General features: G+C 72.6%; 20 protein-coding genes. 7 read left to right on the forward strand and 13 right to left on the reverse strand.

The features are described from left to right. Positions 1-70: 70 nt before the first annotated feature. Complete coding sequence (locus ACIP4Z_RS27700; RefSeq protein ID WP_401312596.1) at positions 71-1,051, reverse strand: aldo/keto reductase; 981 nt, start codon at positions 1,049-1,051, stop codon at positions 71-73. A gap of 132 nt (positions 1,052-1,183) precedes the next feature. Here ACIP4Z_RS27700 and ACIP4Z_RS27705 point away from each other — a divergent pair, with 132 nt between their 5' ends. From ACIP4Z_RS27705 to ACIP4Z_RS27720, 4 genes are all read left to right on the forward strand, one after another. Beyond that, positions 1,184-2,221, forward strand: coding sequence for an NAD(P)/FAD-dependent oxidoreductase (locus ACIP4Z_RS27705; protein ID WP_401312599.1), 1,038 nt, complete (start codon positions 1,184-1,186; stop codon positions 2,219-2,221). A 206-nt stretch (positions 2,222-2,427) separates the two neighbouring features. Then, positions 2,428-3,084: an SAM-dependent methyltransferase gene (locus ACIP4Z_RS27710; RefSeq protein ID WP_401312602.1), complete on the forward strand. Its 657-nt coding sequence runs from the start codon at positions 2,428-2,430 to the stop codon at positions 3,082-3,084. Positions 3,085-3,262: 178 nt separating this feature from the next. After that, entirely contained in the window at positions 3,263-4,006 is a 744-nt protein-coding gene (locus ACIP4Z_RS27715; RefSeq protein ID WP_355349243.1) for a beta-phosphoglucomutase family hydrolase, read from the forward strand. Continuing rightward, the gene (locus tag ACIP4Z_RS27720; protein ID WP_401312605.1) at positions 4,003-6,366 is read left to right on the forward strand and encodes a glycoside hydrolase family 65 protein; all 2,364 of its coding nucleotides are present in this window, start codon (positions 4,003-4,005) and stop codon (positions 6,364-6,366) included. The genes ACIP4Z_RS27715 and ACIP4Z_RS27720 overlap by 4 nt, the downstream gene beginning before the upstream one ends. A gap of 131 nt (positions 6,367-6,497) precedes the next feature. Here ACIP4Z_RS27720 and ACIP4Z_RS27725 read toward each other — a convergent pair whose 3' ends face one another. Next, on the reverse strand, positions 6,498-6,854 hold the full coding sequence (locus ACIP4Z_RS27725; RefSeq protein ID WP_355340750.1) for a PRC-barrel domain-containing protein: 357 nt from the start codon (positions 6,852-6,854) through the stop codon (positions 6,498-6,500). An 82-nt stretch (positions 6,855-6,936) separates the two neighbouring features. Continuing rightward, positions 6,937-8,379: an NADP-dependent phosphogluconate dehydrogenase gene (gene gndA, locus ACIP4Z_RS27730; RefSeq protein WP_355340753.1), complete on the reverse strand. Its 1,443-nt coding sequence runs from the start codon at positions 8,377-8,379 to the stop codon at positions 6,937-6,939. A 319-nt stretch (positions 8,380-8,698) separates the two neighbouring features. Here gndA and ACIP4Z_RS27735 point away from each other — a divergent pair, with 319 nt between their 5' ends. After that, positions 8,699-9,373: a DNA polymerase ligase N-terminal domain-containing protein gene (locus ACIP4Z_RS27735; protein WP_401312773.1), complete on the forward strand. Its 675-nt coding sequence runs from the start codon at positions 8,699-8,701 to the stop codon at positions 9,371-9,373. Between the two features lie 18 nt (positions 9,374-9,391). Here the strand turns inward: ACIP4Z_RS27735 and ACIP4Z_RS27740 are convergent, their stop codons facing one another. Beyond that, positions 9,392-9,841, reverse strand: a complete 450-nt coding sequence (locus ACIP4Z_RS27740) for a MarR family winged helix-turn-helix transcriptional regulator (RefSeq protein WP_401312610.1) — start codon at positions 9,839-9,841, stop codon at positions 9,392-9,394. Between the two features lie 69 nt (positions 9,842-9,910). Continuing rightward, the gene (locus tag ACIP4Z_RS27745; protein ID WP_401312613.1) at positions 9,911-10,705 is read right to left on the reverse strand and encodes a GNAT family N-acetyltransferase; all 795 of its coding nucleotides are present in this window, start codon (positions 10,703-10,705) and stop codon (positions 9,911-9,913) included. Between the two features lie 93 nt (positions 10,706-10,798). Here ACIP4Z_RS27745 and ACIP4Z_RS27750 point away from each other — a divergent pair, with 93 nt between their 5' ends. Continuing rightward, positions 10,799-11,305, forward strand: a complete 507-nt coding sequence (locus ACIP4Z_RS27750; RefSeq protein WP_401312615.1) for a GyrI-like domain-containing protein — start codon at positions 10,799-10,801, stop codon at positions 11,303-11,305. 12 nt (positions 11,306-11,317) lie between these two features. Here ACIP4Z_RS27750 and ACIP4Z_RS27755 read toward each other — a convergent pair whose 3' ends face one another. From ACIP4Z_RS27755 to ACIP4Z_RS27765, 3 genes are all read right to left on the reverse strand, one after another. After that, positions 11,318-11,782 carry a VOC family protein gene (locus ACIP4Z_RS27755; protein ID WP_401312618.1) on the reverse strand — a complete coding sequence of 155 codons (465 nt, stop codon included), beginning with the start codon at positions 11,780-11,782 and terminating at the stop codon, positions 11,318-11,320. Positions 11,783-11,829: 47 nt separating this feature from the next. Beyond that, on the reverse strand, positions 11,830-12,717 hold the full coding sequence (locus tag ACIP4Z_RS27760; RefSeq protein ID WP_401312621.1) for a helix-turn-helix domain-containing protein: 888 nt from the start codon (positions 12,715-12,717) through the stop codon (positions 11,830-11,832). 88 nt (positions 12,718-12,805) lie between these two features. Next, positions 12,806-14,170, reverse strand: a complete 1,365-nt coding sequence (locus ACIP4Z_RS27765; protein ID WP_391161878.1) for an FAD-dependent oxidoreductase — start codon at positions 14,168-14,170, stop codon at positions 12,806-12,808. 227 nt (positions 14,171-14,397) lie between these two features. Between ACIP4Z_RS27765 and ACIP4Z_RS27770 the strand changes: the two genes are divergently transcribed. After that, complete coding sequence (locus ACIP4Z_RS27770) at positions 14,398-16,257, forward strand: SpoIIE family protein phosphatase (RefSeq protein WP_355340775.1); 1,860 nt, start codon at positions 14,398-14,400, stop codon at positions 16,255-16,257. An 8-nt stretch (positions 16,258-16,265) separates the two neighbouring features. Here the strand turns inward: ACIP4Z_RS27770 and ACIP4Z_RS27775 are convergent, their stop codons facing one another. The 5 genes from ACIP4Z_RS27775 to ACIP4Z_RS27795 all read right to left on the reverse strand — a co-directional run bounded on the left by ACIP4Z_RS27775 (position 16,266) and on the right by ACIP4Z_RS27795 (position 20,429). Further along, on the reverse strand, positions 16,266-17,573 hold the full coding sequence (locus tag ACIP4Z_RS27775; protein WP_401312625.1) for an MAB_1171c family putative transporter: 1,308 nt from the start codon (positions 17,571-17,573) through the stop codon (positions 16,266-16,268). After that, positions 17,566-18,123 carry a ParH-like protein gene (locus ACIP4Z_RS27780; RefSeq protein WP_355340781.1) on the reverse strand — a complete coding sequence of 186 codons (558 nt, stop codon included), beginning with the start codon at positions 18,121-18,123 and terminating at the stop codon, positions 17,566-17,568. The genes ACIP4Z_RS27775 and ACIP4Z_RS27780 overlap by 8 nt, the downstream gene beginning before the upstream one ends. A gap of 87 nt (positions 18,124-18,210) precedes the next feature. Beyond that, positions 18,211-18,651, reverse strand: coding sequence for an XRE family transcriptional regulator (locus ACIP4Z_RS27785; protein WP_355340784.1), 441 nt, complete (start codon positions 18,649-18,651; stop codon positions 18,211-18,213). Between the two features lie 202 nt (positions 18,652-18,853). Continuing rightward, positions 18,854-19,036, reverse strand: a complete 183-nt coding sequence (locus ACIP4Z_RS27790) for a hypothetical protein (RefSeq protein WP_355340787.1) — start codon at positions 19,034-19,036, stop codon at positions 18,854-18,856. A gap of 70 nt (positions 19,037-19,106) precedes the next feature. Further along, positions 19,107-20,429, reverse strand: a complete 1,323-nt coding sequence (locus ACIP4Z_RS27795; RefSeq protein ID WP_355340790.1) for an MFS transporter — start codon at positions 20,427-20,429, stop codon at positions 19,107-19,109. Positions 20,430-20,436: the final 7 nt, after the last annotated feature.

Raw genomic sequence — 20,436 nt, forward strand, 5'->3', positions numbered from 1 at the left:
CCTCAGGCCCCGGCCTGCTCCGGGACCGCGTGCGGTCCCGTGGCCGGGGCCCGCGCACGGCCGACGGACGTCACCGGTGGCCGCGGATCGTGTGCGGGACGTAGGGCGCTTCGAGACGGGCGATCTCGTCGTCGGTGAGGGTCACCTCGACCGCGCCGACGGCGTCGTCCACGTGGGCGAGCTTGGTGGCGCCGACGATGGGGGCGGTCACGGCAGGTCGGCTGAGCAGCCAGGCGAGCGCGATCCGGGCCATGGGCACGCCGCGTTCGTCCGCGACGGCGCGGACGGCGTCGACCACGTCGAAGTCGGCCTCGGTGTACAGCTCGTCGGCGTAGGCGTCGCTGCCGGAGCGTACGGTCCTGCGCTCGCCGTCCCTGCCGCGTGATCCGGCGAGCAGGCCGCGGGCCAGCGGGCTCCAGGGGATGGCGCCGACGCCCTGCTCCCGGCAGAGCGGGATCATCTCCCGCTCCTCCTCGCGGTAGACGAGGTTGTAGTGGTTCTGCATCGACACGAAGCGCGGCTGTCCCGCCGCCTTCGCCGTGTACTGGGCGGTGGCGAACTGGTACGCGAACATGCTGGACGCGCCGATGTAGCGGGCCTTGCCCGAGCGGACGACGTCGGCGAGCGCTTCCATCGTCTCCTCGATGGGGGTCTCGTAGTCCCAGCGGTGGATCTGGTAGAGGTCCACGTGGTCGGTGCCGAGCCGGCGCAGTGAGGCGTCGATGCCCGCCAGGATGTGCTTGCGGGACAGTCCTCCGTCGTTGGGGCCCGGTCCCATCGGCAGGCAGACCTTGGTGGCGAGCACGTAGTCGTCGCGGTGGGCGAAGAGCTTGCTCAGCAGCCGTCCGGTGATCTCCTCGCTGCGGCCGAGCGAGTACATGTCGGCGGTGTCGAAGAACGTCACACCGCCCTCGACGGCCCGCCGCACCAGAGGCTCGGACGCTTCCTCGTCGAGCATCCACGCCCGGTTGGCCGGGTCGCCGTAGCTCATCATCCCCAGGGCGATCCGTGACACCTTCAGGCCCGTCGTGCCCAGCCGGGTGTACTCCATGCCGTCTCCTCGCGTCGTGGTCCCCTTGTCCACGGGTACCCCGGCCGACCCGGATCAATATTGCTATTCCGGCAACAATGTTTGCCGCCCGCACGCCAGGTGTCCGATGCTCCGTGCTCGGAGGTGGTCACCATGACCGACAAGGTGAGCGGGAACGGAAACGGGCAGGCGGCGGCGCGTACGGAGGCGGCCGGGGAGCGGCGCTTCGACGTCGTGGTGGTCGGCGGCGGGGCGGCCGGGCTGAGCGCGGCCCTGACGCTGGGCCGGGCGCGCCGCTCGGTGCTGGTGATCGACGCGGGCGAGCCGCGCAACGCGCCCGCCGACGGCATCCACAACTATCTGGGCCGCGAGGGCGCGAAGCCCGCGGAGCTGCTGGCCACCGGCCGGGAGGAGGTGGCCCGCTACGGCGGTGAGACCGCCGAGGGCCGGGCCGTCTCGGCCGCGCGGCTCGACGGCGGCGGTTTCCGTGTCGGGCTGGACGACGGCTCAGCGGTCCGCGCCGAGCGGCTGCTGCTGGCGACCGGCCTGGTGGACGGGCTGCCCGAGGTGCGGGGGCTGGCCGGGCGGTGGGGGCGCGAGGTGCTGCACTGCCCGTACTGCCACGGCTGGGAGGTGAGCGGCCAGGCGATCGGCGTGCTGGGCACCGGCCCGCTGGCGGTGCCCCAGGCGCTGATGTGGCGGCAGTGGAGCCAGGACGTCACCCTCTTCGTGCACACCGCGCCCGAGCCGGACGACGAGCAGTACGAGCGGCTGGCCGCCCGCGGGATCGCCGTGGTCGAGGGCGAGGTGGCCGCCGTGGAGGTGACCGACGACCGGCTCACCGGCATGACTCTGGCCGGTGGCCGGGTGATCCCCTGCCAGGCGCTGGTGGTGTCCACCCGCCTGGACGCCAGGACGGATCTGCTGGCGGACCTCGGTCTGACCACGGTCGAGCAGGAGATCGGCGGGGTGCCGATCGGCACCCGGGTCGAGGCCGATCCGACCGGCGCCACCGCCGTGCCGGGCGTCTGGGTCGCCGGCAATGTGGCCTCACCTGTCGAGATCCTCATCGGCGGCGCCACGGCGGGTGTCAGGGCCGCCGCGGCGATCAACGCGGATCTGACCGAGCAGGAGACGCTGGCCGCGGTGGCCGCGCGCCGCGCTTCGGCGGACGCCGCGCCGACCGCGTAGGGCGCGCGGCTCCCAGCGGTACGAGGACGGCACCGAGCGGTACGGGGACTGCACCGAGCGGTACGAGGACGGCTCCCAGCGGTACGAGGACGGCACCGACCCGTACGGGAACGGCGCGCCGACGCCACCGCGCGGACGACGGCGACACGCCCGTGCGGGCGCGCGCCACGAAGATCACAAGACTCACGAAGGGCAAGGACAGGCCGATGACCGACAACACTCCGGCGACCGAGGAACTCCAGGGCGAGGAGTTCTGGAACGCCCGCTACTCCGGGAGCGAGCGGATCTGGAGCGGCGATCCCAATACGGTCCTGGTCCGCGAGGTGGCCGGGCTGCCACCCGGCCGGGCGCTCGACCTGGGCTCCGGCGAGGGCGGCGACGCGATCTGGCTCGCCGGGCAGGGCTGGCGGGTCACCGCCACCGACATCTCGGGGGTCGCGCTCGACCGCGCGGCGCGGCACGCCGAGGAGGCGGGCGTCGGCGACCGGATCGACTGGCAGCGGCACGACCTCGGCGTGTCCTTCCCCGAGGGCGCGTTCGACCTCGTCTCGGCCCAATTCCTGCACACCCCGGGCGAGATGCCGCGCGAGGAGATCCTGCGGACAGCGGCGGCGGCCGTCGCGCCCGGCGGCGTCCTGCTCGTCGTCGGCCACTCGGGCTTCCCCGCCTGGGAGAAGAACCCGCACCCCGAGGTGCATCTGCCCTCGCCGCAGGAGGTGCTGGCCTGCCTCGAACTGCCGGACGGCGCGTGGGAGGTGCTGCTCTGCGCGGAGCACGAGCGGATCCAGAACGACCCCGACGGGCGCCCGACCACGCGTACCGACAACGCCGTGAAGGTCCGCAGGCTCCCCGTGTCCGGCTGACCCGGCGCACGACACGCCGGGCGGCACCCGGACCCGGCACCCGGACCCGGCGCACGACACGCGCGACGCGGGCGGGGTCGCGGACCTCGCGCCTCCCGGCCGCCCGGCGTTCGGCGACACGGGGGGTCTTCACCCCCTGGTCGGCATGGTGTCGGCTATCAGTGGGAACCTGTGCGGCATGACGGAGATCGGACTGCCCCATGGCGTACGAGCGTGCCTCTTCGACCTGGACGGCGTGCTGACGCCGACCGCGCTGGTGCACGCGGCCGCGTGGAAGGAGACCTTCGACGACTTCCTGCGGGACAGGGACGGCGAGGGTTTCCGCCCCTTCGACGCGAAGGCGGACTACGACGCGTACGTGGACGGACGTCCGCGCGCCGACGGCGTGCGCACCTTCCTCCAGGCCCGCGGCATCGAACTGCCCGAGGGCGAGGACGGCGACCCACCGGACCGGCAGACCGTCAACGGCCTCGGCAACCGCAAGAACGACGTCGTGCTGGAGAAGATCCGCACCGAAGGCGTACGCCCCTACCCCGGCTCGGTGCGCTACCTGGAGGCGGTACGGGCGGCGGGCCTGCGCACGGCGGTGGTGTCGTCCAGCGCCAACTGCCGTGACGTGCTGGTCTCCGCGGGCATCGAGCACCTGCTGGACGTACGGGTGGACGGTGTTGTCGCCAAGGAGCGGCATCTGCCGGGCAAGCCCCACCCGGACACCTTCCTGGCCGCGGCCGAGGAACTGGGCTTCGACGCCGCCCGCGCGGCGGTCTTCGAGGACGCGCTGGTCGGCATGGACGCGGGCCGCTCCGGGCACTTCGGCTTCGTCGTCGGCGTGGACCGGGTCGGACAGACCGACGCGCTGCGCGAGCACGGCGCCGACACCGTCGTGAAGGACCTCGCCGACCTGATCGGAGTGACCGCGTGATCACCGACCCCGCCTATGAGGTCGCCCCCTGGAGCCTGCGCGAGTCCGAACTGAATCTGGACGTGCTGCCGCAGAGCGAGTCCGTCTTCGCCGTCTCCAACGGGCACATCGGCTGGCGCGGCAACCTCGACGAGGGCGAGCCGAACGGCCTGCCCGGCTCATACCTCAACGGGCTGCACGAGACGCACCCGCTGCCGTACGCCGAAGCGGCCTACGGCGACCCGGAGTCCGGGCAGACCGTCATCAACGTCACCAACGGCAAGATCATCCGGCTGCTGGTGGACGACGAGCCGTTCGACCTGCGGTACGGCACGATCCGTTCGCACGAGCGTGAACTGGACCTGCGGGCCGGGGTGTTGCGCCGGGTGTGCGAGTGGGTCTCCCCCGCGGGCCGCGTGGTGCGGGTGCGTTCGACGCGCATGGTGTCCTTCACGCAGCGCGCGGTGGCCGCCGTCGCGTACGAGGTGGAGCCGCTGGACGGCAGCCTGCGGGTGGTCGTGCAGTCGGAACTGGTGGCCAACGAGGAGGTGCCGCGCAGCGAGGGCGACCCGCGGCGGGCCGCCGCGCTGGAGAACCCGCTGGTGCCGGAGGAGAACTTCGCGTCCGGCACCCGGCTGCGGCTGGTGCACTCCACGGCCCGCAGCGGCCTGCGGCTGGCCGCCGCCGCCGATCACCGCGTGGACGGCCCCGAGGCGACCACGAAGGTCTCCTCGGAGTCCGACGACGACGTCAGCAGGCTCACCATCACCTCCGTACTGGAGTCCGGGCAGCGGCTGCGGCTGGAGAAATTCGTCGCGTACGGCTGGTCGGCGACCCGGTCGCTGCCCGCGCTGCGCGACCAGGCGGACGCGGCGCTGGTCGGCGCCCGCGACACCGGGTGGGACGGCCTGCTGGAGCAGCAGCGCGCCTACCTGGACGACTTCTGGGACCGGGCGGACGTGGAGGTCGACGGCGACACCGAGATCCAGCAGGCGGTGCGCTTCGGGCTCTTCCACGTGCTGCAGGCCGGTGCGCGGGCCGAGGAACGGGCGATCCCCGCCAAGGGCTTGACCGGCTCCGGCTACGACGGTCACACCTTCTGGGACGCCGAGACGGCCGTGCTGCCGGTGCTGACCTTCACCGCGCCGCGCGCGACCTCGGAGGTGCTGCGCTGGCGCCACAACACGCTGCCTGCGGCTCAGGAGCGCGCCCACCAACTGGGCCTGGCCGGTGCCGCGTTCCCGTGGCGGACGATCAACGGCGCCGAGGCGTCGGGGTACTGGCCCGCGGGCACGGCGGCCTTCCACATCAACGCCGACATCGCCGACGCGGTGGTGCGCTATGTGACGACCACCGGCGACCGGGACTTCGAGGAGAACATCGGGCTCGAACTCCTCGCGGAAACCGCCAGGTTGTGGCGGTCCCTGGGTCATCACGACCACGCGGGGGCCTTCCACATCGACGGCGTGACCGGGCCCGACGAGTACAGCGCGATCAGCGACGACAACGCGTACACCAACCTGATGGCGCAGGCGAATCTCGTCGCGGCGGCGGACGCCGCCGAGCGCCATCCGCGCCGGGCCGCCGAGTTGGGCGTCACCGACGAGGAGACGGCGGCCTGGCGGGACGCGGCGGCGGCGATGTCCCTGCCGTACAACGAGGAGCTGGGGGTCCACGAGCAGTCCAAGGGCTTCACCCGGCACCAGGTGTGGAACTTCGCCGAGACCGATCCGGCGCACTATCCGCTGCTGCTCAACTACGCCTACTTCGACCTGTACCGCAAGCAGGTGGTCAAGCAGGCCGACCTGGTGCTGGCGATGTTCCTGCGCGGAGACGCCTTCGAACACGCCCAGAAGGTACGGAACTTCGCGTACTACGAGCCGCTGACCGTCCGCGACTCCTCGCTGTCGGCGTACTGCCAGTCGATCATCGCCGCCGAGGTCGGCCATCTCCAACTGGCCTACGACTACCTCGGCGAGTCGGCGCTGATCGACCTCGGCGACCTGGAGAACAACTCGCGTGACGGCCTGCACATCGCGGCGCTCGCCGGTACGTGGACGGCGCTGGTGTCGGGGCTCGGCGGGATGCGGCTCTTCGACGGCGACCCGATCCGCTTCGCGCCCCGGCTGCCCGACGCGCTCAGCCGGATCGCCTTCCGGCTGGCCTTCCGCGGGCGCCGACTGCACGTCGAGGTCACCAGGAGCAAGGCCACGTACACCCTCGCGGAGGGCGAGCCGATCGAGGTCCTGCACTACGAGAAGTCCTTCATGCTGACCGCGGAGCACCCGGTCAGCCGCGACCTGCCGGAGATCGAGCACCGCCCGCAGCCCTCGCAGCCCCCGGGCCGGGCGCCGCGCCGCCGCAATCAGCGGCCCGGCTAGGACCGTCCGGGGAACGCAGTGGGGTCCGGCCGCTGGGCAGCGGCCGGACCCCACTCGGTTGTTCTCTCACGGGCGATGGTGCGGGAACGGGTGTGCCCGTCAGTGCTCGCGCGCTGTCAGCGAACGCGCCGTCAGCGTCGGGCGAGCAGGCGCACGCCGTCGCCGGTCGGCTTGTACGGCAGACCGTAGTGCTGGAAGATCGCCTCCTCGTCCTCGACGGGCAGGACGTCGTCCGTGCCGATCGAGGGGGCCGACTTCACCAATGCCTTGTCGTACGGGACCTTCACCCATCCGGGGCCCACAATCACGTCCGTGACGGGCGTGAAGGTGAGCCGGTGCCTGGTGGGCAGGCCGATCTGGACCGTGACCATCAGCGGCTCGTCCGTGCCGGTGTCCACATACACCGCTTCGAGGGAGCCGATCTTGTGTCCCTCTGCGTCGACCACGTCGTGGTCGCGCCATTCGCGGAGATCAGCGGGCTTGATCATGACGAGTCCTCCTGGTGACGTGCTGTACCCGTTCACTTTCCTTGTGCCCCGGTCCACGCGCCACACGCACGTGGCAGTCGGGTCAATCCGTGCTCACCTCCGAGCGGTCGCCGCCCCACAACGTGTGGAAAGAGCCCTCGCGGTCGGTGCGCCGGTAGGTGTGCGCGCCGAAGAAGTCGCGCTGACCCTGCGTGAGCGCCGCGGGCAGCCGCTCGGCGCGCAGCGCGTCGTAGTACGCCAGCGCCGCGGAGAAACCGGGCGTGGGCACGCCGTGGCCCACCGCGGTCGCCACGACCGACCGCCAGTCGTCCTGCGCCGCGCCGATCTCCTCGGCGAACTGCTTGTCGGACAGCAGGCTCGGCAGGTCGGGGCGGCTGTCGTACGCCTCCTTGATCCGGTCGAGGAAGGCGGCCCTGATGATGCAGCCGCCGCGCCAGATCGACGCGACCGCGCCCAGGTCGATGTCCCAGTCGTAGGTCTGGCTGCCCGCCTGGATCTGGTGGAAGCCCTGGGTGTACGAGACGATCTTGGACGCGTACAGCGCCTGCTCCACGCGGTCGGCGAAGGCGGCGGCCTCGGCCTCGCCGAGTACCGCACCCGAGGGGCCCGGCAGGTCGCGCGAGGCGGCCCGCAGCTCGCCGTGGCCCGACAGCGAGCGGGCGAAGACCGCCTCGGCGATGCCGGAGACGGGAACGCCCAGGTCGAGGGCGATCTGTACGGTCCAGCGGCCGGTGCCCTTCTGCTCCGCCTGGTCGGCGACGACGTCCACGAAGGGCTTGCCGGTGGCCGCGTCGGTGTGCGCGAGCACCTGCGCGGTGATCTCGATCAGGTACGAGTCCAGGCGCCCGGTGTTCCAGGTCTTGAAGGTCTCGGCGATCTGCTCGGGCGAGTAACCGGCGACCTCGCGCAGCAGGTGGTACGCCTCGGCGATGAGCTGCATGTCGGCGTACTCGATGCCGTTGTGCACCATCTTCACGAAGTGGCCGGCGCCGTCGGGGCCGATGTGCGTCGTGCAGGGCGTGCCGTCCTCGGCCTTGGCGGCGATCCGCTCCAGCAGCGGGCCGAGCGACTCGTAGGACTCGGCGGACCCGCCGGGCATGATCGACGGGCCGTTGAGCGCGCCCTCCTCGCCGCCGGAGATGCCGGTGCCGACGAAGTGGATGCCCTGCTCGCGCAGTTCCTTCTCGCGGCGGCGGGTGTCGGCGAAGTGCGCGTTGCCGCCGTCGATGATCACGTCGCCCGACTCCAGCAGCGGCGCGAATTCCTGGATCACCGCGTCGGTGGCCTCACCGGCCTTGACCATGATGACCAGCCGCCGCGGCCGTTCCAGGGCCGCGACGAACTCCTGCGCGGACTGCGCGGCGATGAAGGTGCCCTCGTCGCCGAACTGCTCCACCAGGGCGTTCGTCTTGGCGGTGGTGCGGTTGTGCAAGGCCACGGTGAAGCCGTGGCGGGCGAAGTTCCGGGCGAGATTGCTGCCCATCACTGCCAGCCCGGTGACGCCGATGTCCGCCGATCCGCTCATGCGATGTCTCCACACTTGTTGGTGTGCGTCTGCGTACGTCTTCCTGCCGTGCAACGGTGGCCGGGGCCGTGCGCTTCCCGTGGCCCCACTGTCGAGCCTGCCTCTTCCGGCGGCCGACAGCCACCCGTGCGGACCGCTCCGGCCGGGCCGGGTCGCTCCGGCTGCCCGATGATGGCAGGAGCGGGCCGTACGGAGAGGAGCCGTCGTGGCGGACGCCGACACCGACGCGAACAGCAACGCGAGGACGGGCACGGGCTCGGGCGACGACAAGGAAGCGGGCCAGGGCGCCGACCGGGGTACGGGCCAGGAGCGGGACCGGCTGGCGAAGTACCGCGGCATGCGGCGCTTCGACCGCACCGACGAGCCCCAGGGCGGTACGGCGGCCCCCGGCGACGACCCGTCCTTCGTCGTGCAGATCCATGACGCGACCCGAATGCACTTCGACTTCCGGCTGGAGGTCGACGGGGTGCTGAAGTCCTGGGCGGTCCCGAAGGGGCCGTCCACCGACCCGCGCGACAAACGGCTCGCGGTGCCCACCGAGGACCACCCGCTGGAGTACCGGGAGTACGAGGGCGTGATCCCCGGCGGCCAGTACGGCGCGGGGCCCGTCATCGTCTGGGACCACGGCACCTACCACCCGCTGACGGACGGCGGCCCCGAGGCGTTCGCGCGGGCCCTGGAGCGCGGCCACGCCTCCTTCGAGCTGCGCGGTACGAAACTGCTCGGCGCGTACGCGCTGACCCGGATCCACCAGGCCGCCGACGGCGGTCAGGGGGACGCGGCGGACCCGGCGTGGCTGCTGGTCAAGAAGAAGGACGCGCACAGCACGCCGGGCCGCGGGACCACTCCGGATCCGCGCAGGGCCCGCTCGGTCCTGACCGGCCGCACCCTCGCGGCGGTCGAGCGCGAGGAGCCGCCGGAAGGGCCCGCCGGGTCGGGGAATGCCGGATCGGGGCCCGACGGAACAGGACCCGCCGGATCAGGACCCGCGTGAGGACGGCCGCCGCGCGGACTACGGCTGGGTGAGGCGTTCCATCAGGGCCAGCGCCTCGATGACCGTCTCGCGCTCCCGCGGCGTGTAGCGGTCCTGGAAGGCGCGGGCCAGCCACTCCTCGCGGGCCACGCGGTTGCCCTGGACCCGCTCGCGGCCCGCGGCGGTGAGCACGATCAACTGCCTGCGGCCGTCGCGGGGATCGGGGTGGCGCTCGATGAACCCGTGTTGTTCGAGCGCCCCGAGCGCGACGGCCATCGACTGCGGACGGACCCCCTCCGCGGCGGCCAGCGCGCTGGCGGTGGACTCCTCGCCCTTGCCCAGCCTGCTGAGCACCGAGGTCTGGGAGGGGGTCAGGTCCTGTGTGTCGGCGATCTCCCGCAGCCTGCGCAGCAGACGGCTGACCGTCACCCGCAGGTCGTGGGCCGCTTGGACCGCGGTCCGCGAGATGTCCTCGGTGCTCTCTTCCATACCCCTACCGTAAAGAGACCGGTGGCCGGGCGCGGCACGGGAGTCCGTACCGCGGGCACGTCCCCGCTCTCAGGTCCGGACCGGGGGCGACCAGATGTAGGGCGTCGTGGTCGTCACCGCGTGGAAGCCGAGGCGCCGCAGGATCGGCGCGCTGTCGTCCGAGGCGTCGACCTGGAGGTAGCGGATGCCCCGGGCGGCGGCGACATTGGCGCGGGCGGCGACCAGCGCGCGGTAGATGCCCCGGCCGCGCCACGCCTCCAATGTCGAGCCGCCCCACAGCCCGGCGAAGTCGGTGCCGGTCCTGACCACCAGCCAGGCCGCCGAGACGACCTGGCCGTCGGCCTCCGCGACCAGGACGACGACCTCGGTGGGCGCGGCGGCGATCCGGCCGGCCAGGTCGTCGGCCAGCCACCCCCAGTCCTGGCCCCACACGGCCGACTCCATGGCGGCGATCCGCCGCAGGTCGGCGTCGGCGGTGACCTGGCGCAGGACGACGCCGTCCGGCAGTACGGGGTCGGCCGTCATCTCCTCGGCCCGCCCGATCACGACGGTCTCCCGCTCCTCGGGCACGAAGCCGGCCGCGAGCAGCCGCTCGGGCAGGTCGGCGGGCCGGTCGTGCGCGCGGGTCTTCCACTCCACGGCCTCGCCGCGCGCCGCGAAGAAGTCGCGCTGGCGGGCGATCAGCCGGTCGAGCTCCGTGCCCTCCACGCCGAGGTCGGGCGGTGTGCTCACGAAGCCGCGGTACTGCCCGCTGAGCCGCAGGACCGGTCCGTCCCACTCGCACCTGACCCCGGCGGGGAGGTTCGGCGGAGCGCCGCGCATCTGCTCGTCATAGGCCGCGAGCAGGCCGTCACTGTTCGTCATACGAGCCAACGCTACGAAGGCCCGCAAGTGGTTTTCGCGGACCCCGTGCGGCGCCCGCGATGAGTTCGCGGTCCGCGGCCGGTCTACCGGGGCATGACCACTACCGGATACGTACCGCCCCGGATCGTCGACCGCGCCGCTCGCCCGTACGCGGCCGTCCGGGCCCTTGTCACCATGGAATCGGTCGACACCATCGCCCACCGCATCCCCGAAGTCATCGGGCGGCTGTCCGCGCTCGGCGTGGAGCCCGCCGGGCCGCCCTTCCTCAAGTACAACGTCATCGACATGGCGAGGCAGCTCGAGGTCGAGGCGGGGGTGCCCGTCGCGGGGGCGGTGGTGCACGACGGCGACCTGTTCTCCGGCGTGCTGCCCGCGGGCCGCTTCGTGACGTACACGCACCTCGGCAGCCCCGCCGGGCTCGTCGGCGCCACGGCGCTGCTGCTCGACTGGGCGTTGGCGGCGGGGCTGCGCTGGGACATGAGGCCGACGGCCGAGGGCGACCGGTGGGGCTGCCGGATGGAGAGCTACCGCACCGATCCGCGCTCGCAGCCCGACACCGCGAAGTGGGAGACGGACCTGGAGTTCCGACTGGCCGACTGAGGCCGCGCGGGCCTATCGCGGCTCGCCCGGATAGGTGCCGAAGTACCAGTGGTTGCCCTCGATGTCGCGGGCCGCGAAGTCGCGGGAGCCGTAGTCCGTCTCGAACAGCTCGGCGGTGATCTCGGCGCCCGCGGCCTTGGCGCGCGCGTGCAGCGCGTCGGGGTCCGCGGTGACGACGTAGGCGCCGAAGGAGCCGGGGGGCCGCTTGGCCCAGGTGCCGTCCGGGTCCTCGCGGACCGAGCCGAGCATGATGCCGCCGCCCTCGGGCCAGGCCAGTTCGGCGTGCGCGACGGTGTCGCCCTCGCCGTAGACCGCGGTTTCCTCGAAGCCGAACGCGTCCACGAGGAAGCGGATCAGCCCGCGGGCGTCGCGGGCGCGCAGGGTGGGCCAGACCTGGGGCGGCGGTGCGGTCTTCGCTCGCGCGGAACCGCCGCCGCTCGCGCCCTGCGCCGGGGTGTCGCCAGTGCTCTCGGTCATGGGGATCGGACCTCCTCAGTGCTGCCGGTGTGCTGTCGCGTCCAGCCTCACTCGGACGGGTGGTGCCCGGATTGGATGTTTCGGCGCTCCTCGGCGAGCCACAGTGTCGGCGGGCAGCCCGCCAGGGCCCGGAATTCGCGGTCCATGTGCGCCTGGTCGAAATAGCCGCGGTCGACGGCGATCCTGGCCAGCCGCCCCTCGGCGGCGCCGTAGGAGGCCAGGCCGCGGCGGGTGCGGTCGAAGCGGATCACCCGTGCGGCGGCCTTCGGGCTCAGCCCCACCTCGGCCGCGAAGCGGTCCCGCAGCCGCCGGTCGCTCCAGCCGACCTCGGCCGCCAGCCGCGCCACGCCGATCGTGCCGCCGGTGGCCGCGAGCAGCCGCCACGCGTGCCGTACCTCCGGATGGAGCCGTACGCCCGCGCGCGGGTCGGCGCGTGCCCGGTCCAGCAGCCAGGCGTCGACGACGGCGAAGCGGCCCGCCCAGTCCGGGGCGGCCCGCAGCCGGTCCAGGACGTCGGCGACCGACGGTCCGAGCACGTCCTGCGCGGCGAGATCCGCTCCGGCCAGCGCGCCCGCGGGCAGCCCGAGCAGGACGCGGGCGCCCAGCGGGTCGAGGGCGATCTGCACGCCGGACTGGCGGCCGGGCACGCTGATCAGCGCGGGGGCGGTGTGCAGGCCGCCGACGAGCGCCGAGAAGTCGCCGGGCGGTTCCGCCGGGTCGGGGTGGGCGGCGACGGTGAGCGGTTCGTCGAGCGTGAGGATCAGCGTCAGGTACGGGGACGGCAGCCCCCGGTGCCTGGTCGGGGGCACGCCGCGCTGCCGGTAGCCGGAGTACCAGCCGACCAGGCCGCGCAGGGCGGGCGCGGGCCTGCCGCGTACCGCCTCGTCCACGACGCCCGTGCCGGTGACCGGCTCCGTACCCGTACCCGTGCTCACGCTCTCCGTCCTCCCGGCGGACGCGGCGGCCCGCCGTATGCGACGGCCCGATGTGTACGGCGACCGTAACGTCCGGCGACCGCCGCCGTCAGCCGCCCGCGACCATGCCCCTGGTGTGCTCCAGGATCTCCTCGCGCGTCAGATACGTGTCGGTGTACTCGAAGTCGCGCAGGGTGCCGGCGCTGCGGGACTGGAAGTTGGTGCGGACGAAGTCGTCGCCCGCCACCGCGTTGAGCAGCCAGTTGGTCATGACGCGGGTCTTGGCGACGTTGGTGCGCAGCGCCGACCAGTGGTAGCCGCGGGCGACCGCCTGGGCGGGCAGGCCGCGCAGTTCGATGCCGAGCGGCTTGGAGACCGCGTCCTTGCCGCCGAGGTCGACCACCAGGCCGAGGTCCTTGTGCGCGTACGGCGTGAGCGGCCGGTGGCGCAGGGTGGCCAGGATGTTGTCGGCCATCGTGCGGCCCTGCCGCATGGCGTGCTGCGCGGTGGGCGGGCAGATCGCGCCGTCCTCGCCCTTCGTGACGTCGGGCAGCGCGCCCGCGTCGCCCAGCGCGAAGACGCCGTCGAGCCCCGGCACGGTCATCTCGGGGGTGACCGCGAGCCTGCCGCGTACCGTCTCGGCGTCGAGCGTGGCGACCAGCGGGCTCGCGGCGACGCCCGCGGTCCAGATCAGGGTGCGGCAGGGCAGCACCCTGCCGTCGGTGAAGGTGACCTCCTCGGGTCCCGCCTTCGCGATCGACACCCCGAGCGAGACCTCGATGCCGCGCTTGCTGAGGATCTCCAGCGCGCTTCTGCCCAGCTTGTCGCCGAGTTCCGGCATCAGCTTCGGGGCGATGTCGATCAGGTGCCACTTGATCAGCTTCGGGTCGAGGCGCGGGTAGCGCTTGGCCGCGTTGCTGGTCAGCCGCTGGAGGCAGGCGGCGGTCTCGGTGCCCGCGTAGCCGCCGCCGACCACCACGAACTGGAGCCGGGAGGCCCGCTCGGCCTCGTCCTGGCTGGCGTCCGCGAGGTCGAGCTGCGCTATGACGTGGTCACGGATGTACGCGGCCTCGGCGAGCGTCTTCATGCCGCGCGCGTTGTCCAGCAGTCCGGGGATGTCGAAGGTGCGGGTGACGCTGCCGGGCGCCAGCACGATGTAGTCGTACGGCTCGTTCAAAATCTCGCCCGTTATCTTGCGGATCACGCAGACCTTGGCCTTGGTGTCCACTCCCACGGCCCCGCCGGGGATGATCCGGGTCCGGTGCCTGCTGCTGCGGCGCAGCGACACCGCGATGGACTGCGGGGTCAGCACCCCGGAGGCCACTTGGGGGAGCAACGGCAGGTAGAGCTGGTACGAAAACGGTGTGACCAGTGAGACGTCCGCCTCGTCGGCGGCGAGCGACCGCTCCAGGCGGCGTACGCACGCCACTCCTGCGAAACCGGCGCCCACCACGAGAATCCTGGGTCGTGCCACGACATCCGTCCCTTCTCAGGTCTTCGCGTCCGTCTGCTCCCCTGCCCCGTGAACGCGGTCCGGCACACCTCCTGTCTTAGTACGGCGCGAGCGGGCCCGCCAGCCGGACGGCCGGTCACGGCGTACACCGCGCTGCACGGACGGCCGACTCGACGGAGCATGGTACGGACGACAAGCGGACAAAACGACGAAGCGACGGGACGGCGGATGAGTCGAAGGGGCCGTGGATGAACGATCGTGACGAGGGACCCCCGGCGGACGACCGGACGGCGGGGCGCGCCGCCGAGCAGGCCGCCGAACTGCGTCAGATCGATGCCCTGAACGAGACCGGCCCGCACGAGAGGACCCGCAGGCCCGCGCCGGGCGAGGACGGTGAGCGGGACGGCGCCGCCCGCGCGCCCACCGACGCGGGCAGGCACCGTGATGTGCGGATGCTGGAGGCGGGCCGCGCCCTGGCCGAGGCGACCTCCGTGGACGAGGTCTTCATGGCTCTGGCGTCGCTCACCTCGCCCGAGTTCCCGATGGACGGCACGGCCCTGTTCGGCGTCACCGAGCGGTCGCTGAACCTGATCGGGCGGTACGGGTACCGGACCAGCGGCAGCCGGACCGTCCGTATGACGATCACCACCGACTATCCGGCGGCGGAGGTGCTGCGCACCGGCCGCCCGGTGTATCTGCCCACGGTCGAGGAGTACCGCGACCGCTTTCCGACGACGTGGCGGCTCGCGGCCCGCAAGGGCAGCAGGTCGTGGGCGTTCCTGCCGCTGGTGAGCACGGGCCGGATCACCGGGGTGTGGCTGGTGGCGTTCCTGGACGACGTCGACTTCGACAGCGACACGCGCAGCACGCTGGTCACGCTCGCCCGGCTGATCTCCCGCGCCCTGGAGCGGACGCACACCGGCGAGGCGGAGCTGGCCCTGTCGCGCGGGCTGCGCAGCAGCATGGGGCGGGGCGCGTCGGTGTACCGCGGGATGACCGTGACCTCGCGGTACGTGCCGACCGGCGGCGGGCTGGTGGTGGGCGGCGACTGGTACGACATCATCGACCTGCCCTCGGGCCGTCTGGCGCTGGTCATCGGCGACGTGCAGGGCCACGACCTGCACGCGGCGAGCCTGATGGCCCAGCTGCGGACCGCCGTGCACGCGTACGCCGCCGAGGGGCACGGCCCGGACGCGGTGCTGTCGCGGACGTCGCGCTTCCTGACCTCGCTGGACGGGGACAGATTCGCGACCTGCATCTACATCGAGGCGGATCCGGCGGCGGGCACGCTGCACGTGGCGCGGGCCGGGCATCCGCACCCCGTGCTGCGCATGCCGGACGGCACCTGCATGATCAAGCACATCAGGGGCGGGCTGCCGCTCGGCCTGATGCCGGACGAGGACGACTACCCGGTCAACGTACTGGAGCTCCAGGCCGGGGAGATCATGATGCTCTGCACGGACGGGCTCATCGAGACCGGCGGGCACGACATGTACACCGGCTGGAACCGGGTGCGGGACGCGCTGTCGCCCGGCCCGACCTCCGACCTGGAGGGGATGGCCGACCGGCTGATCCAGAGCGTGGTCGGCCCGGTGACCGAGAACGGCGAGGAGCGGCTGAGCCCGCGCAACGAGGACGACATCGCGCTGCTCATGCTGCGCCGCGACACCGGCGTCCAGCGCCCCGTGCGACCCGTTCGGCGCATCCTGACCACGATCGAGCAGGACGAGGCCGAGGGCCTGGCCGAGGCGCGCTCCGAGCTGCGGGCGCTGCTGCACGACTGGGCGCAGCCCGACCAGGTGGACACCGCCGTGCTCCTCGCGTCGGAGCTGCTGGGCAACGTGCTGGTGCACACCGACCAGACGGCGGCCCTGATGGCCTCGATCTCGGGCGAGCCCGGCAACCGCACGCTGCGCGTCGAGGTCTCCGACAGCGGTGACGAACTGCCCCACCAGCGCACCCCGGGCGAGATGGCGTCCTCGGGCCGCGGCCTCGTCCTGCTCGACATCCTGTCCGAGCAGTGGAGCGTACGGCCGGAGTCGGAGGGCAAGACGGTGTGGTTCGAGCTGTCGGAGGACGCCGACGGGGTCGCGGGACAGGACGTCTGAGGGTCGGCTCAGCCGTTGCGGGCTTCGGGCGCGCGGACCCCTGCCGTATGGGCTGCGGCGGTCGTACGGGTGCGGTGGCGTACGGCGGCGACCGTGGGGGACGAGGTGAAGGCGGCCGTCACCTCCAGCAGCCAGGCCGCCTCGGCCTCCACCGTGCCGGGGACCGTGGGCGGGGTGTGGCCGGGGGGCGCGAACCGCTCAGCGGCGGTGCCCTCGCACAGCCGCCCGGCGCGTTTGTTCTCCAACGCCGCCGCGATCGTGGCCGCTTCGAGCACGGCCCGCCGGTCACGGCCGCGCTCGTCGGCCCAGTCGATCGCGTCGCCGCCGCCGGTCCCCTCGCTGCCGTCGTCTCCCCCGCGCCCGTCGGTCCAGGCCGTGACGCCGGACTCGAAGTACGGGCGCAGCGCGAGATGGCCGTCGCGGATCTCGATCACCCTGCGGTAGAGGGCGAATTCGGCCTGCCGCAGGCCCGGTCGGCGGTCGGCGGCCGACGGGTCGAGGGCGATCTCGGGCAGTTCGCTGTGCAGCGCCGACCACAGCGGCTCCAGCGCCCGGTGGCTGCGGTAGGCGCGCAGCCACCGCATGGGGGCGCCGAGCGCGCCGACCCACAGCGTGGTGGTGGCCCCTCCGGTGGCGAGCGCCGCGGTGACCGCGCCGAGCACGGAGGAGACCACGTCCTCGGCGACGCCTTGGCTGCCGGTGCGCAGGTCCGCGATGACGTCGTCCAGCACCCACAGCGTCCACACCGCGCCGACCGCGGCGGCGAGCAGCATCAGCCGCAGTCCCGTACGCAGCAGCCCGGGGGCGGTCCGAGCGGCGTGGTCGGCGAGTTCCCTGGCCAGGACGGCCAGACACCACGAACCGTAGAGGGCGAAGAGCGCGTTGTACGACGCCAGGGCCCACCGGTGGCCGGAGGAGACGGTCAGCGTGTCGCCCGCGATGGCGGGGTCGGCCACCAGATAGAGCGCGGTGGAGACGGCCAGTACCGCACCGGCCGCCCACATCTGGAGGCGCACCGCACGCGGGGCCGCCGCCGCAGGGGACTTGAGCGCGTACGCCACCAGGACGAGGAAGGCGAAACCGACCATCTTCACGTCGTGGATGCCCAGGTTGACCAGGTTGTCGAAGGTCGTGTCGGAGGACAACGCCTTCGTGAGGGCGGGGGTGTTGAACAGCATGCCCGAGCCCAGGCACAGCGCGAAGCCGTAGACGTAGCGCTGCGCGGAATCGGACCACGGCCGGCGGGTGATCACCAGCCGGTGGACACCGAAGACCAGGAAGAACGCGGCGGAGACGAACGACAGGAGATCAGCCATCACGGCGGCCCGACGCGCGGTCCTCCGGTATGCCGAACAACCTGTCCAGACGCGTTCGTTGCGGGTGCGGCGGCGGCACGGGGACGGTGTTCCCCAACGGGCGGGCGGTACGGGTCAGGATCAGCGAAGCGACCAACTCGGCTTCCTGCTCCTGCGGTTCGGTGTACACACTGCGGCCGAGTACCCGCTGGACCAGGGACGACGATAAGTGCGGTAACAGGACCTGGGCGGCGGCCGACGCCGCGGGCGCGGTCTCGTGGTGGCCGCAGACCAGGTGGGCCGCCTCGTGCAGCAGGATGTGCTGCTGGTGCAGCGCGCTGGTGTCGGCGGCGTAGAGGATGCAGTCGCCGTGGTCGGTGGTCACCAGCAGGCCGCACGGTGTGTGGGGCCGGGAGGAGACGGGCACGAGTTCGATCGGACGGCCGCGGGCGACCGCGAGCATCCCGATGAAGACCGTCGCGTCGAACGGATTGGGCAGGTCGAGCCCGTCGACCGTCCGCTGACATCTGTGCCACAGAGCTCGGCTCCGGTCACGTCGCACACGTCTCACACGCTGTCCCCTTGTCCGCCGGGTGGAACCGCGAGATCTCACCGAAGAGTTCGCGCACTTCAAGCGCTGCGTGCACTTCAGGCGCTGTCAGGGTTCGCGGCTGGGAGAGCCACGCTCCCTGCGGGCGAGCACATCGATCATGTCGCTGATCGTGGCCGCGCCCTCAGGGGAGAGGTTGACCGCGCGCAGGGCCATGCTGCGGACGCCCGCGTCGCGCAGCGCGCCGAGCAGCTCAAGCTCCTTGGCGATGGCGGCGCCCTGCTCGTCGTCGAAGAAGTATCCGACCGGCACGTCGAAGAACTGTGCCAGGGCTTCGAGATGACGTTTGGTGGGATTGTCGCGACGGCCCGTGCGCAACTGCCACAGGTAGGTCGCGGAGAAGCTCTCGCCGGTGGCCTCGCGGCAGGCGCGGGCGACCTCTTCATGGCTGTACGGCTCACGGTTGGGCCGTCGCACGACCCGGAACAGCGCGTCGATCTTGTCGGCCAGCGTCGACGCGGAGGGGGCCCGCGACTCGTTCTCGCCCATCGCCCGCCTCCCCTTCGTCGGTGCAGCCAGTATGGGTTCGTCCCGTGTCCGGCTTCATCCTAGCTGGTACACACAGCCGCCGGAATGGTCCGCTTGCGTGCGCCCATACGGCGGCGGCGGTGTCCGTCGTGCCGGACACCGCCGCCGATTGGCCTACGAGGCAAGGGAGTTGTCGCCCGACCGGTGCGGTCGGGCGGGTCGGTCAGGCCGGGTTCAGCAGGCCGGGGCCCTGCGGCTCCTGCGCGATGCGCAGGGAACTGCCCCAGACGCAGTCCCATCCGCACACCACGCTGAGCGTGCTGCCGGCCACGCTGATCGGCTGGAGATTCGCCTTGCCCTGGTCCTTCTCGCTCCCCAGCGCCTGGAGCCTGAGCACCTCGTTCATGGGTGTTTCCTCGTCTCTCGTCCATGGGACTTCCGGTGGTCCGCCGCCGGACGGCGACGGGGGTCTTGGGTCAAACGGAGGCCGGTGACGGCTGCGCCGCGTCATGGGACCGCCGTGCGGCGCGCAGCGCGGACGGCAGACTCAGGGCCACGCAGCCGAGGGCTGTCAGCCCCATGACCCACAGCGCGCCGCGTACCCCGACCAGGTCACCGAGCAGACCGCATCCCACCGCCCCGATCAGGCCCGCCCCCGCCAGGCACACCTGGAGCGCGGCCATCGCGCGGCCGAGGGTGTCCTCCGACATGTCGGCGACGAGCACGGAACTGACGGCCACATTGGCGACGGCGCCGAAGAAGACGGGCAGCCCGATGCCCATCGCGGCGCAGAAGGCGGCGAGGGGCAGCGGTCCCGCCGCCAGCGGCAGCAGCAGGCTGCACACCACCGCGCCGGTGAAGGACATCAGCATCACCCGCCGGGGGTCGCGGCCCGGGGCGAGCAGCCGTGCGGCGACGGCGGAACCGCCCAGGCCCATCAGCCCCGAGAGCGCGAACAGGGAACCGTAGGCGGCGGTCGGCAGATGGATCACCCGCAGCAGGAACGGGCCGGTGAGGGCGGTCACGCCCGCCATCGTCGCGGCGGGCACCACGATGAACAGGCCCAGCGCGCGGTGGAAGGCGTCACCGGTGAAGACCCGCATGCCCGCCATGGCGCCGCGCATCATGGTGAGGACCGACGGTGCGGGCCCGCGGGGCACGATGTCGGGTGAGCGCATCGTCATCAGCGCGGTCGCGCTGAGCAGATAGCTCGCCACGTCGACCGACAGCGCGGCGGCGGCGCCCAGCACCGCGATGGCGGGACCGGCCAGCAGGCGTCCGACGAGCGCGGCGCCGTACTGTCCTGCCTGGAGTCTGGCGCGCGCACCGCCGATGCCTTCGGGGCCGACGAGTTGGCGCAGGTGCAGGAAGTAGACGGCCGCGGACAGGGTGGACGAGGCTCCCATGATCACGCAGAGCAGGCCGAGCCACAGCAGCGAGATGGCGCCGACGGCCAGGCCCAGCGCGACCACGCCGATGGCCGCCGCGCAGATCAGGTCCAGCAGGACGAGCGTGCGGCGAGGATGGGCGATGCGGTCGGCGAGCGCGCCCGCGGGGAAGCCGAGCAGCAGGATCGGCGCGGTCGTGGCGGCGCTGATCAGGCCGATGGCGCCGGGCGAGGCGTGGAGGTGCACGACGGCCACGACGGGCAGCGCGATGGCGGTGAAGGTCGAGCCGAAGGCGGAGGCCGTCTGCCCGCACCAGTAGAGACTGACGTCACGTCCGACGGCGTTGCCCGGGTCCCCCGGGCCGGCGCTCTCGGGCGCCTGCGCCGGCTCGGCGATTTCCTGGTGGCTCATCAGTTCA

This window comes from Streptomyces sp. NPDC088910 (assembly GCF_044749865.1).
Lineage (GTDB): Bacteria > Actinomycetota > Actinomycetes > Streptomycetales > Streptomycetaceae > Actinacidiphila.